Genomic DNA, 13041 nt, shown 5'->3' on the forward strand with positions numbered 1-13041 from the left:
GTGGCTTCGGCGACGGCCATCATCAAGGTGACATAGAGCCAGGCGATAACGACAAGGTACATGGAGGGCCATTCAGCAGGAAGTGGCCCTAAGGGGCCGGTGTCCGGAAAAGTGGGAAGCGCTCGCAAAGAGGGCCGAAGTGCATTGCCAGGGGGCGGATGCTGGTCAACAATGGTGACATCCGGTCGCATCGTTATCCCGCCTATCTTGGACGCAGCATGAATTCTGACCCACTCCGTGGCTTCGCCCCGCAAATCCCGCAGATTTTCAGTCAGCAATGGGGCCAGATACTGGCCATGCTGCAGCCCGCCGCTGCAGCGAGCCCGGCGGCTGCAACGGCGCCCGCGGCGCCGGCGCTGCAGTTCGATCCGCAAAAGCTCCAGCAGCTGCAGCAGCACTACCAGCGCGAGCTCACGCGCATCTGGAGCCATGTCAGCGAGCCACCGGCGGACGCGCTCAAGGACAAGCGCTTTGCCGCCGAAAGCTGGCGCAAGCAGCCCGGTGCGGCGCTGATGGCGCAGGTCTATCTGCTCAATTCACAGACTCTTCTGGGCCTGGCCGATGCCGTCAAGGCCGATGAGAAGACCACGCGCCGCATCCGTTTCGCGGTCGAACAATGGGCCGCGGCGCTGTCGCCCAGCAACTGCCTGGCCTTCAACCCCGAGGCGCAGCAAAAGCTCATCGCCTCGCAGGGCGCGAGCCTGGCCAAGGGCATCAGCAACCTGCTGCACGACATGCAGCAAGGCCATCTGTCGATGACCGACGAAAGCCGTTTCGAAGTCGGCAAGAACATGGCGACCACCGAAGGCGCGGTGGTGTTCGAGAACGAGCTTTTCCAGCTGATCGAGTACAAGCCGCTGACCGACAAGGTCAGCGAGCGCCCGCTGCTGATGGTGCCGCCGTGCATCAACAAGTACTACATTCTCGACCTGCAGCCCGAAAGCTCGCTGATCCGCTATGCGGTGGCCCAGGGCCAGCACACCTTTGTCGTCAGCTGGCGCAATCCCGACGCCTCGCTGGCCAAGGCCAGCTGGGACGATTACATAGAAGGCGCGGTGCTCACGGCCATAGAGCGCGTGCGCGAGATTTCGGGCGCCGAGCAGATCAACACGCTGGGATTTTGCGTTGGCGGCACCATGCTCACGGCGGCGCTGGGCGTGCTTGCTGCGCGCGGCGAGAAATCGGTGGCCAGCGCCACGCTGCTGACCACGCTGCTCGACTTCAGCGACACCGGCATTCTCGACATCTTCATCGACGAGCCCATGGTCCGCTATCGCGAGTGGCAGATGGGGCAGGGCGGCCTGCTCAAGGGCCAGGAGCTGGCCTCGACCTTCAGCTTCCTGCGACCCAACGACCTGGTCTGGAACTATGTGGTCGGCAACTATCTGCAGGGCGAAACGCCGCCGCCGTTCGATCTGCTCTACTGGAACAGCGACTCGACCAATCTGCCCGGACCCTACTACGCCTGGTATCTGCGCAACCTCTACCTCGAGAACAAGCTGGTGCAGCCGCGCGCGCTCACAGTGTGCGGCCAGCCGCTGGATCTGTCGCAGCTCGACATCCCGGTCTACATCTACGGCTCGCGTGAAGACCATATCGTGCCCATCAACGCCGCCTATGCCTCGACCCAGCATCTGCCGGGCAGCAAGCGCTTCGTGATGGGTGCCTCGGGCCATATCGCAGGCGTGATCAACCCGCCGGCAAAGAACAAGCGCAGCCACTGGATTCGCGACGACGATCAACTGCCCGCAAGCCACGCCGAATGGCTGGCCGGGGCGAGCGAGCGTCCCGGCAGCTGGTGGACCGACTGGTCGCAATGGCTCGCGCAGCAGGGCGGCAAGCAGGTCGCGGCGCCCAAGCGCTATGGCCGCGGCAAGAATTTTCAACCGATCGAACCCGCACCAGGTCGCTATGTACGGCAAAAAGCCGCTACAAATAGTTGACAATGTTGCGGTGCAATATCCGTAGCATGTGGCGATCACCGGCCCAGCGTTGACAGGGCCGACCGCCGAAACCAGAGTCATCAAAGGACCATCATGGAAGACATCGTCATCGTTTCTGCTGTTCGTACCCCCGTGGGCAAATTTGGCGGCACGCTCGCCAAGGTTCCCGCGACCGACCTCGGCGCCCTGGTCATCCGCGAGGCCCTGAGCCGCGCCCAGGTGCCGCTGGACCAGGTCGGTGAAGTCATCATGGGCCAGGTGCTCACCGCAGGTGTGGGCCAGAACCCCGCGCGCCAGGCGATGATGAAGGCCGGCGTGGCCAAGGAAACTCCCGCGCTGACCATCAATGCGGTCTGCGGCTCGGGCCTCAAGGCCGTGATGCTCGCGGCCCAGGCCGTGGCCACGGGCGACAGCGAGATCGTGGTCGCGGGCGGCCAGGAAAACATGAGCCTGTCGCCCCACGTGCTCAACGGTTCGCGCGACGGCCAGCGCATGGGCGACTGGAAGATGACCGACACCATGATCGTCGACGGCCTGTGGGACGTCTACAACCAGTACCACATGGGCATCACTGCCGAGAACGTCGCGCGTGAAAACGGCGTGACACGCGAAGCCCAGGATGCGCTGGCGCTGGCCAGCCAGCAGAAGGCCGCGGCGGCCCAGGACGCGGGCAAGTTCGTCGACGAGATCGTTCCCGTCGCGATTCCTCAGCGCAAGGGCGACCCCCTGCAGTTCGCGGCCGACGAGTACATCAACCGCAAGACGAATGCCGAAGCGCTGGGTGGCCTGCGCCCCGCGTTCGACAAGGCCGGTTCGGTCACTGCCGGCAATGCGTCCGGCCTCAACGATGGCGCGGCTGCGGTGGTGGTGATGTCGGCGACCAAGGCCAAGGCGCTGGGCCTCACGCCGCTGGCGCGCATCGTGTCCTATGCGACTTCCGGCCTGGACCCGGCCACCATGGGCATGGGCCCGGTTTTTGCTAGCCGTAAGGCATTGGAGCGCGCTGGCTGGAAGGCCGAAGACGTGGACTTGTTCGAGCTCAACGAGGCCTTTGCTGCCCAGGCCTGTGCGGTCAACCAGCAGCTGGGCATAGACCCGGCCAAGGTCAACGTCAATGGCGGCGCCATCGCGCTGGGCCACCCCATTGGTGCCTCGGGCTGCCGCGTGCTGGTCACGCTGCTGCACGAAATGCAGCGCAGCGGCGCGCGCCGCGGCCTTGCCGGTCTGTGCATCGGTGGCGGCATGGGCGTGGCCATGGCGCTGGAACGCGTCTGAGACCAATGACCGCGGCCCGCAGGTTTTTCACGCGGGCTCGGTAGTTACCTCAGCGTGGGATCCGCCCAAGTTGGATAGAGTGTCTGAATCGTACTAGTGGTTTGTCCAGGAGAAATTGCATGAGTCAAAAAGTAGCATATGTCACGGGGGGTATGGGCGGCATTGGTACGTCGATCTGCCAGCGTCTGTACAAGGATGGCTTCAAGGTGATCGCCGGCTGCGGCCCGACACGGGATTTCCAGAAATGGCTCAAGGAACAGAAAGACCAGGGCTTTGAGTTCTATGCCTCCGTCGGCAACGTCGGTGACTGGGATTCGACGCACGCGGCTTTCAGCGCCGCCAAGGAAGAGCATGGCAGCATCGACGTGCTGGTCAACAACGCCGGCATCACGCGCGACCGCATGTTCCTCAAGATGACGCGCGAGGACTGGGACGCGGTCATCGAAACCAATCTGACCTCGATGTTCAACGTCACCAAGCAGGTGGTCGGCGACATGGTTGAAAAGGGCTGGGGCCGCATCATCAACATCAGCTCGGTCAATGGCGTGAAGGGCCAGTCGGGCCAGACGAACTACTCGGCGGCCAAGGCGGGCATGCACGGCTTCACCATGGCCCTGGCGCAGGAACTGGCGACCAAGGGGGTCACGGTCAACACCGTGAGCCCGGGCTATATCGGCACCGACATGGTCAAGGCCATACGCACCGAAGTGCTCGACAAGATCGTGGGCACCATTCCGGTGCGCCGCCTGGGCGAGCCCGGCGAGATCGCCTCGATCATTGCCTGGCTGGCGTCCAATGACGGCGGTTACTCCACCGGGGCCGATTTCTCGGTCAACGGCGGTCTGCACATGCATTGATGCTGTCAGGCAAAGAAAAAACCCGCTGCGGCGGGTTTTTTTTATGCCGCTTTGGCGGCAGTGGAAATGGGAGGACGGAACATCCTGGAAAGGCTATCGGTCCGGCTGTCAGGGTTGCTCGGGGCGCCTGCGGGCGCGCGCCGGAAACAGCGGGACGGGGGCTCAGCAGCGAACGGGTGCGCGCTTGCGATCGCGTTCGTCTTCAGGCCAGGCAAACATGTGGGACATCGTGTTCATAGCAAAAGCTCCTTGATATCTGTTCAACGCGGCTGTGTAGGAATGCGTTGACAGGAAAACACCGATTCTTCAAAAATTTTTCGCATTGTCAGCGCCAGGATAGGAACTTCGAGGCGCCATGCATAGTCCAAGAAAAAACCCGCGCCTGCGGGTTTTGGCTGCCGGCTTTGCGGCGGTGGAAAATCAGCGGCCGGGGCATTTGCGTGTGAATGCCGGCGCTGCCAGAAAGTGTGCTGCGGGGGGCGTCAACGCGCGACCCGGCAACGGGGGAGGGTTTCAGCAGCGGGCCGGGGCGCGCTTGCGATCGCGTTCGTCTTCGGGCCAGGCAAACGTGTGGGCTGTCATGGTCATAGTAAAAGCTCCTTAGTGCTCATACAACGTGGGGGCCGCAAACAGCGTTGACAGCCAAACGCAAATAAATGAAACGAAAACGCGCCGTTTGACCGCACAATTCTTCCTTTTGCAAAATACATAGCAAAAAACCAAGGCATAGCCTTGGTTTCAAGTGGGTTTGCTCGCTGGAGATTGGCTTACGAATCGTTGCCAGCCTGGGCCGTCAAACCTTCGATCACGTCGTTGATTTCGAGCCAGCGTTCTTCCAGCGCATCGATTTCATCGCTGCAGGCCTTCAGGCGCTTGCCGGCTTCGACGATTTCCGCCGCGGGCAGCGGCTCGGTCAGGCGCTGTTCGATCTGCGCGCGTTCGGCCGTGAGCTGGGCCAGCTTCTTGTCGTTGGCTTCGAGCTCCTTCTTGAAGGGACGCATCTTGTCGGCCAGCTCCTGGCGCGCCAGCGCGGCCAGGCGGCGCTGCTCCTTCTGGTCCACGGCGGGCGCCGCGGGGGCGGATGCGGGCGGGGCCACGGGTGCGACGGCCGCAGGTGCCAGCGCAGGCGCAGGCGCCGCGGCTGCGGGCTTGGCCTCTTCGTTCTTTGCTTCCTCGCGCAGGCGCTTGGATTCGTCGAGCAGGTAGCGCTGGTAGTCGTCGAGGTCGCCGTCGAACGGGCCCACGGCGCCGCGACCGACCATCCAGAACTCGTCGCAGACCGCGCGCAGCAGCGCCCGGTCATGGCTGACCAGCATGACCGTGCCTTCGAACTCGTTGAGCGCCATCGACAGCGCCTCGCGCGTGGCCAGGTCCAGGTGGTTGGTGGGCTCGTCGAGCAGCAGCAGGTTGGGGCGCTGCCAGACGATCATCGCCAGCACCAGGCGCGCCTTCTCGCCGCCGCTCATCGTGCCCACGGCCTGCTTGACCATGTCTCCCGTGAAGTTGAACGTGCCCAGATAACTGCGCAGGTCCTGTTCGCGCGAAGGTTCGCGGCTGTTCGGGCCCTGTTCGCGCGCCAGGCGGATCATGTGCTCCAGCGGGCTGTCGGCGGGGCGCAGCACGTCGAGTTCCTGCTGCGCGAAGTAGCCGATGTTCAGGCCCTTGCCTTCGGTGACCTGGCCGGCAAGCGCGCCCATTTCGTGGGCAATCGTCTTGACCAGCGTCGACTTGCCCTGGCCGTTGGCGCCCAGGATACCTATGCGCTGACCGGCGAGCACCGAGCGGCTCACATTGCGCAGGATCACGGTGTCGTTGCCGTCCTCGCCGCGGTAGCCGAACGAGGCGTCCGAAATCGCCAGCATCGGGTTGGGCAGGTTGAGCGGTTCCTTGAACTCGAAGGTGAAGTCGGCTTCGGCCAGCACCGGGCCGATCTTTTCCATGCGCTCCAGCGCCTTGACGCGGCTTTGCGCCTGCTTGGCCTTGGACGCCTTGGCCTTGAAGCGGTCGATGAACTTCTGCAGGTGGGCGATCTTTTCCTGCTGCTTGGCAAAGCTTGCGCCCTGCAGTTCGAGCTGCTGGGCGCGCAGTTCCTCGAACTTGCTGTAGTTGCCGCCGTAGCGGTTGAGCTGGGCCGCATTGATCTGCAGCGTGACCGTGGTCACGGCATCGAGGAATTCGCGGTCATGGCTGATGACGATCATCGTGCCCGCATAGCGCTTGAGCCAGGCTTCGAGCCAGACGAGGGCGTCCAGATCCAAGTGGTTGGTGGGCTCGTCGAGCAGCAGCAGGTCGGACGGGCACATCAGCGCGCGCGCGAGTTGCAGGCGCATGCGCCAGCCACCCGAGAAGCTGTCGACAGGATTGTCGAGTTCGGACGACTTGAAGCCCAGGCCCAGGATCAGTGCCTGGGCGCGCGCCACGGAGTCGTGCGCGCCGGCGTCGGCCAGGTCACAATAGGCCTGGGCGATGGCCATGCCGTCGTCGGCGGCCTCGGCGTCCAGCAGCTGCTGCTGCACTTCGGCCAGGCGGGTGTCGCCGTCGATCACGAACTGCGTTGCCGACTGGTCGGTCTCGGGCATGTCCTGCGCGACTTGGGCCATGCGCCACTGGCGCGGCTTGGAGAACTCGCCGCCGTCTTCGGCCAGCGCGCCGGTGAACAGCGCAAACAGGCTGGACTTGCCCGCGCCGTTGCGGCCCACGAGGCCGACCTTTTCGCCCGGGTTGATGGTGGCGGTCACTTTGTCGAGCAGCACTTTGGCCGAGCGGCGCAAGCTCACGTTCTTGAGGGTAATCATGTCAAAGTCCAGGGCGTGGCGTGGCCACGTAAGCGGGCCCGCAGGCCCGGCAAGAAAAGAAGTCCTGATTTTCGGCGGCTCCCGCGCGCGGCGGAAGCCGACTGGCTCAGAGGTCGGCGAGCGCCTGGCGCACCAGCGCTTCGCGCGTGATCAGCAGCACCTGTTCGTCACCCGACGAGGTGTCGAGCCAGAACACCGGCAGCCGCGGAAACGCGGCTTCGAAATATTCACGCTCGTTGCCGATTTCCAGGATCAGGATCGCGTGCTCGCGCATGCGGCTGGGCGCGTCGCTCAGCAGCTGCTTGATGAAGTCCATGCCGTCGACGCCGCCGGCCAGCGCCAGCACCGGCTCGGCCTGGTATTCGGCGGGCAGCGCAGACATGCTGTTGGCGTTCACATAAGGTGGGTTGCACAGGATCAGGTCCCAGGGGCCGGGCGTGTTTGCCATGCCGTCGGATTCGATCAGCTGCACGCGCTGGCCCAGTTCGTGGCGATCGACATTGATGCGCGCCACGGCCAGTGCATCGGTCGAGAGGTCGGCACCCGTGACCTGCACATCGGGGTAGGCCATTGCCGCCAGGCAGGCCAGGCTGCCGTTGCCGGTGCACAGGTCGAGCACGTCATGCGTCTTGTCGCTGAGCCAGTCGTCGATGGAGCCATCGGCGAGGATCTCAGCAATGAAGCTGCGCGGCACGATCGCGCGCTCGTCCACATAGAACGGCACGCCCTGCAGCCAGGCTTCGCGGGTCAGGTAGGCCGCGGGCTTGCGCGTGCGAATGCGTTCCTCGAACAGCGCGGCCACGCCGGCCTGTCCGGCGGCGTCAACGGCCTGATCGGCCAGCACGGCTTCGTCGAGATCGCTGTCCAGCGGGATTCCCAGGCGCCACAGCACCAGCCAGGTGGCTTCGTCATGGGCGTTGCTGGTGCCGTGGCCAAAGGCCACGCCAGCGGCGGTCAGTGCGCTCGCACCGGACGCGATGAGCGCGGCGACAGTCGTGCCGTGCACGGCTTGGGGTTCAATCATGGAGCTTTCGGTCACGCCGCGCCGGGGGCTGCGCAGGCCGCGAGAGCCTGGGCATGCAGATTTTCCAGCGTGCGGCGGTAGATGTTGGTCAGTGGCGCTATATCGGCCAGGACGATATTTTCGTCTATCTTGTGGATGCTCGCATTCGGTGGGCCCATTTCAATGACCTGATCGCAGATCTGGGCAATGAAACGCCCGTCGCTGGTGCCGCCCGTGGTCGAGAGTTCGGTCTGCAGACCGGTCTCGTCGGCGATCGCCTGCTGCACCGCGTGGACCAGGTTGCCGGGCGTGGTCAGGAAGGGCTGGCCGCCAATCGTCCAGTCGAGCGTGTATTCCAGGCCATGGCTGTCGAGAATCGACTTGACGCGCGCCTGCAGGCCTTCGGCGGTCGATTCGGTGCAGAAGCGGAAATTGAAGTCGATCACCACGCTGCCCGGAATCACGTTGCTCGCGCCCGTGCCGCCGTGGATGTTGCTCATCTGCCAGCTCGTGGGCGGGAAGAATGCATTGCCCTGGTCCCAGGCCGTGGCCGCGAGTTCGGTCAGTGCCGGCACCGCCTGGTGAATCGGGTTGCGCGCGAGTTGCGGGTAGGCGATATGGCCCTGGATGCCGAGCACCGTGAGCTTGCCGCTCATGGTGCCGCGGCGGCCGTTCTTGATCATGTCGCCGGTGCGCTCCACGGCCGTGGGCTCGCCCACGATGCAGTAGTCGAGGCGCTCGCCGCGGGCCTTGAACTGTTCGACCACGACCTTGGTGCCGTCGATCGATGGGCCTTCCTCGTCGCTGGTCAGCAGGAAAGCCAGATCGATCAGCGGATCGGGCGTGGCCGCCAGGAACTCCTCCACCGCGACGACAAACGCCGCGATCGAGGTCTTCATGTCGCTGGCGCCGCGGCCGTAGAGCCGGCCGCCGCGGTGCGTGGGCGTGAACGGCGGGCTGCTCCACTGATCGAGCGGGCCCGTGGGCACGACATCGGTGTGGCCGGCGAAGACCAGCGTCTTGCGCTGCTCGGATCCGGTCGCGCTGCGCTTGGCGTAGAGATTTTGCACGCGAAAGCTGTCGGGGCCGCTGTCGAGGCGCTCGCAGACAAAGCCCAGCGGCGCGAGGCGCGCGGCGATCAGGTCGAGGCAGCCGGCATCTTCAGGCGTGACGGAAGGGCGGCTGATCAGTTGTTCGGCCAGTTGCAGTGTGCGGGACATGGGAAATGCAGGGTTGAAAGTGCGTAGGGACAGCGGGCAGGCGGCAAGGCCAGCGCTCAGCTGTGGGAGCCGATGTCCAGCACGATGTCGGTGAAAGAAGCTTGTTCGTCTTCGGCGGGCGCGGCGGCCTTGGCCTTGGCGTCGGGGCTGGGCGCGGGAGCGGGCTTGGTGCCCGAGAAATCGTTTTGCAGCCGCCACATCAGGTTGGTCGGCGAGTCCGCATGGGCCAGGCCTTCCTTGCGGTCAATGGTGCCGGCGACAATCAATGTGGCCAGTGCTTCCTCGAAGGTCTGCGAGCCTTCGGCCATGGATTTCTCCATTGCCTCGCGCACCGCCGAGAAGTCGCCTTTTTCAATCAGGTCGGCGACCAGCTTGGTGTTGAGCATCACTTCGACGGCCGGCACGCGCAGGCCTTCGGGCGTGCGCACCAGGCGCTGCGAGATCACGGCGCGCAGCGCGGCGGCGAGATCGCCCAGCATGGTGTCGCGCACTTCGACCGGGTAGAAGCTCAGAATGCGGCTGAGCGCGTGGTAGCTGTTGTTGGCGTGCAGCGTTGCCAGGCACAGATGGCCGGACTGGGCATAGGCCAGCGCGGCCGACATGGTCTCGCGGTCGCGAATCTCACCAATCAATATGACGTCGGGCGCCTGGCGCAGCGCGTTCTTCAGCGCGGTATGCAGCGAATCGGTGTCGCTGCCGATCTCGCGCTGGTTGACGATGGAGCGCTGGCTGCGGAACTGGTATTCGATAGGGTCCTCGATGGTGAGGATATGGCCCGTGACGCTCTTGTTGCGCGCATCGATCATCGACGCGAGCGTGGTGCTCTTGCCCGAACCCGTTGCGCCGACGACCAGCAGCAGCCCGCGCTTTTGCAGGATCAGCTCGCTGAGCACGGGCGGCAGGTTGAGCGTCTCGAGCGCAGGAATGTGCTGGGCAATGAAGCGGATCACCACCGCGTAGGTGCCGCGCTGGCGCATGGCGCTGACGCGAAAGCGTCCCACGCCGCGCAGCGGCACGCCCATGTTGAGCTCGCCGGTCTGTTCCAGCTCCTGCATGCGCTCGGGGGGGACGATTTCGGCCAGCAGGCTGCGCGGCGCATCGGGCGGCAGCAGCTGGCTGTTGATCGGCACGCACTCGCCATGGATCTTGATCAGCGCGGGCGCGTTGGCGGACAGGTAGACGTCGGACGCCTGTTTTTCACCCATCAGGCGCAGGATTCGCTCCATGGTGCTCATGCAAGTTCCTTTTGGGTTTGGGTAGACCGTTGATCCTGCTCAAGATCAGCGTGAACGGGCGAGTCCGTTCGTCCTGAGCCTGCCTCGCCGGCCGCGTCGAAGGATGAACGGCCTGTCCTAAAGAAATACCTCAGTCGCGCAGCAGGTCGTTCAGGCTGGTCGTCGAACGCGTCTTGGCATCGACCTTCTTGACGATGATCGCTGCGTACATGCTGTAGCGGCCGTTGTCCTTGGGCAGGTTGCCCGACACCACGACCGAGCCCGCGGGAACGCGGCCGTAGCTGATTTCGCCGGTGGCGCGGTCATAGATGGGCGTGCTCTGGCCGATGTACACGCCCATGGAGATCACCGAGTTCTCTTCGACGATCACGCCTTCGACGACTTCCGAACGCGCACCGATGAAGCAGTTGTCTTCGATGATCGTGGGGTTGGCTTGCAGGGGCTCGAGCACGCCGCCCAGGCCCACGCCGCCCGACAGGTGGACGTTCTTGCCCACTTGCGCGCACGAACCGACCGTGGCCCAGGTGTCGACCATGGTGCCTTCGCCCACATAGGCGCCGATGTTCACATAGGAAGGCATCAGGATCGCGCCCTTGGCCATGAACGAGCCGCGGCGTGCAACTGCGGGTGGCACCACGCGCACGCCGGTGGCGGCAATCTCGGCTTCCGACATGCCCTGGTACTTGGTGGGGACCTTGTCGTAGAAGTTCAGGCCGCCGGCCGTGATCAGCTCGTTGTCCTTGAGGCGGAACGACAGCAGCACGGCCTTCTTGATCCACTGGTGCACGGTCCATTGGCCCACGCCCTGCTGGGTCGCAACGCGCATCTGGCCGGCATCGAGCTGGGCGATCACATGCTCGACGGCGTCGAGGATTTCCGCGGGGGCGCTGGCGCTGCTCAGGTTGGCACGGTCTTCCCAGGCGGCGTCGATGATGGATTGCAATTGCTGAGTCATGAAATCTTACTTCTTCAGGTTTTGGATAAATTGGACGATGCGCTGGGCTGCCTCGAGGCATTCCGCGGTCTCGGCGACCAGGGCCATGCGCACGCGATTCGCACCGGGGTTGTGGCCTGCGACATCCCGGGCCAGATAGCTGCCCGGCAGGACCGTGACATTGTATTGAGCATAGAGCGCGCGTGCGAACTCGACATCGTCCAGGCCCAGGAATTCAGGCACGCCGGCCCACAGGTAGAAGCCCGCGTCGGGCAGGCGCACGTCCATCACGCTGGCCAGCAGCGGCGTGACTTCGGCGAACTTCTGCCGGTACTGGCGGCGGTTCTCTATCACATGCTCCTCGTCGTTCCAGGCGACGATGCTGGCCTCCTGCACGGCCGGGCTCATTGCGCCGCCGTGGTAGGTGCGGTACAGCAGGAAGGCCTTGAGCAAGGCGGCGTCGCCGGCGACAAAGCCGCTGCGCAGACCGGGCACATTGCTGCGCTTGGACAGGCTGGTGAAGGACACCAGATTCTTGAAGTCGCTGCGGCCGAGCTTGGCCGCGGCCTCCAGGCCGCCCAGCGGGGCTTCCTCGCGGAAATAGATTTCGCTGTAGCACTCGTCCGAGGCAATGACGAAACCGTGGCGGTCGGACAGAGCGAACAGCTTTTCCCACTCGGACAGGGGCATGACCGCGCCCGTGGGGTTGCCCGGCGAGCAGACATACAGCAGCTGCGTGGTCTGCCAGACAGTTTCTGGCACGCTGTCCCAGGCGACCGCAAAGTTGCGTGCCGGATCGCTGGGCACGTAGACTGGCGTGGCACCGGCCAGCAGGGCCGCGCCTTCATAGATTTGATAGAACGGGTTCGGGCAGACCACGGTCGCGCCGGGCTGGGTCGGATCGATCACCGTCTGCGCGAACGCAAACAGGGCTTCGCGCGAGCCGTTGACCGGCAGCACCTGGGTCGCCGGGTCCAGCGACAGGCCGTAGCGCTGGTTCATCCAGTGCGCGCCCGCCGCGCGCAGGCGCGGGTCGCCGCCCGTGGCCGGATACTTGGCCAGCGCCCCGGGGCTGTTGCCCAGCACCTCTTCGATGAAGGGCGGCGTGGGATGGCGGGGTTCGCCTATGCCCAGGCTGATGGCGCGATACGAAGGCGAGGGCGTGACCCCCGCGAAAAGCTGTCGCAGCCGTTCAAACGGATAAGGCTGCAGTTTGGAGAGCAGGGGATTCATTGCCCGCATTATCCACGCTGCGGCGGGCGCTGTTGCGCTCCGTTGGCCGCAACTGACAGGCAAAAGCGCGGGGTGGCCCTGCACCCCGGCTTCAGGATTGCGCGCGCTGCGCGCGCGCTCTGGCCATGGCCGCGGCAATCGCGGCTTTTTTTGCATCGACGGGCGCCGCAGCAGAGTCCGAGGCCGGTGCCGCTGAAGGTGCCAGCGCCACTTCCAACCCTGCGGCCATTGCGGCCTTGGGTGCGGCCGCGCGCTCGGAAGCTCCCAGCCGCTTCTGTCGCCGGGTATAGCGCGACAACGCGTGCGTGGCCTGCTCCTGCGACCAGGCAGCCCAGCCGGTCGCGCCGCCGCTGGCCGGAACCAGCGTGATGCAGTCGACCGGGCAGACCGGAATGCACAACTCGCAGCCCGTGCAATGGGGAGCAATCACGGTATGCATGCGTTTGTTGGCGCCGAAAATGGCGTCCGTGGGGCAGGCCTTGATGCACAGGGTGCAGCCTATGCACCAGGCTTCGTCGATCACCGCCAGCGTGCGCTGCGACTCGA

The 13041-nt window shown here is 64.8% G+C and carries 10 protein-coding genes; 3 read left to right on the top strand and 7 right to left on the bottom strand.

All coding sequences use genetic code 11. The annotated features are described in order from the left end of the window. Window positions 1–218 precede the first annotated feature (218 nt). From RR928_RS17155 to phbB, 3 genes are all read left to right on the top strand, one after another. Window positions 219–1943, top strand: coding sequence for a PHA/PHB synthase family protein (locus RR928_RS17155; protein ID WP_442881451.1), 1725 nt, complete (start codon window positions 219–221; stop codon window positions 1941–1943). Window positions 1944–2036: 93 nt separating this feature from the next. Next, a complete protein-coding gene (locus tag RR928_RS17160; protein WP_332683462.1) occupies window positions 2037–3218 on the top strand; it encodes an acetyl-CoA C-acetyltransferase in 1182 nt (393 codons plus the stop codon). A gap of 119 nt (window positions 3219–3337) precedes the next feature. Continuing rightward, complete coding sequence (phbB, locus tag RR928_RS17165; RefSeq protein WP_332535769.1) at window positions 3338–4075, top strand: acetoacetyl-CoA reductase; 738 nt, start codon at window positions 3338–3340, stop codon at window positions 4073–4075. A 767-nt stretch (window positions 4076–4842) separates the two neighbouring features. On the opposite strand, the gene RR928_RS17170 is transcribed toward phbB, so the two are convergent. The 7 genes from RR928_RS17170 to RR928_RS17200 all read right to left on the bottom strand — a co-directional run. After that, window positions 4843–6870 carry an ABC-F family ATP-binding cassette domain-containing protein gene (locus RR928_RS17170; protein ID WP_332535768.1) on the bottom strand — a complete coding sequence of 676 codons (2028 nt, stop codon included), beginning with the start codon at window positions 6868–6870 and terminating at the stop codon, window positions 4843–4845. Between the two features lie 106 nt (window positions 6871–6976). Beyond that, window positions 6977–7894: a 50S ribosomal protein L3 N(5)-glutamine methyltransferase gene (prmB, locus tag RR928_RS17175; protein WP_332535767.1), complete on the bottom strand. Its 918-nt coding sequence runs from the start codon at window positions 7892–7894 to the stop codon at window positions 6977–6979. An 11-nt stretch (window positions 7895–7905) separates the two neighbouring features. Beyond that, window positions 7906–9093, bottom strand: coding sequence for a succinyl-diaminopimelate desuccinylase (dapE, locus tag RR928_RS17180; protein ID WP_332535765.1), 1188 nt, complete (start codon window positions 9091–9093; stop codon window positions 7906–7908). 56 nt (window positions 9094–9149) lie between these two features. Continuing rightward, entirely contained in the window at window positions 9150–10328 is a 1179-nt protein-coding gene (locus tag RR928_RS17185) for a PilT/PilU family type 4a pilus ATPase (RefSeq protein ID WP_332535763.1), read from the bottom strand. A 130-nt stretch (window positions 10329–10458) separates the two neighbouring features. Beyond that, a complete protein-coding gene (gene dapD / locus RR928_RS17190; protein WP_332535761.1) occupies window positions 10459–11283 on the bottom strand; it encodes a 2,3,4,5-tetrahydropyridine-2,6-dicarboxylate N-succinyltransferase in 825 nt (274 codons plus the stop codon). A gap of 6 nt (window positions 11284–11289) precedes the next feature. Further along, window positions 11290–12495, bottom strand: coding sequence for a succinyldiaminopimelate transaminase (gene dapC / locus RR928_RS17195; protein WP_332547769.1), 1206 nt, complete (start codon window positions 12493–12495; stop codon window positions 11290–11292). Window positions 12496–12586: 91 nt separating this feature from the next. Continuing rightward, the coding region (locus tag RR928_RS17200) for an RnfABCDGE type electron transport complex subunit B (protein WP_332683467.1) at window positions 12587–13041 on the bottom strand (455 nt) is incomplete at its 5' end.

The sequence above is a fragment of the Comamonas sp. genome (assembly GCF_036666375.1).
Classification (GTDB): Bacteria; Pseudomonadota; Gammaproteobacteria; order Burkholderiales; family Burkholderiaceae_C; genus Comamonas.

Excerpts from the sequence above, each read along its gene's own strand:
- RR928_RS17155 (WP_442881451.1), top strand. The coding sequence starts at position 219 with ATGAATTCTGACCCACTCCGTGGCTTCGCCCCGCAAATCCCGCAGATT.
- RR928_RS17160 (WP_332683462.1), top strand. The coding sequence starts at position 2,037 with ATGGAAGACATCGTCATCGTTTCTGCTGTTCGTACCCCCGTGGGCAAA.
- phbB (WP_332535769.1), top strand. The coding sequence starts at position 3,338 with ATGAGTCAAAAAGTAGCATATGTCACGGGGGGTATGGGCGGCATTGGT.
- RR928_RS17170 (WP_332535768.1), bottom strand. The coding sequence starts at position 6,870 with ATGATTACCCTCAAGAACGTGAGCTTGCGCCGCTCGGCCAAAGTGCTG.
- prmB (WP_332535767.1), bottom strand. The coding sequence starts at position 7,894 with ATGATTGAACCCCAAGCCGTGCACGGCACGACTGTCGCCGCGCTCATC.
- dapE (WP_332535765.1), bottom strand. The coding sequence starts at position 9,093 with ATGTCCCGCACACTGCAACTGGCCGAACAACTGATCAGCCGCCCTTCC.
- RR928_RS17185 (WP_332535763.1), bottom strand. The coding sequence starts at position 10,328 with ATGAGCACCATGGAGCGAATCCTGCGCCTGATGGGTGAAAAACAGGCG.
- dapD (WP_332535761.1), bottom strand. The coding sequence starts at position 11,283 with ATGACTCAGCAATTGCAATCCATCATCGACGCCGCCTGGGAAGACCGT.
- dapC (WP_332547769.1), bottom strand. The coding sequence starts at position 12,495 with ATGAATCCCCTGCTCTCCAAACTGCAGCCTTATCCGTTTGAACGGCTG.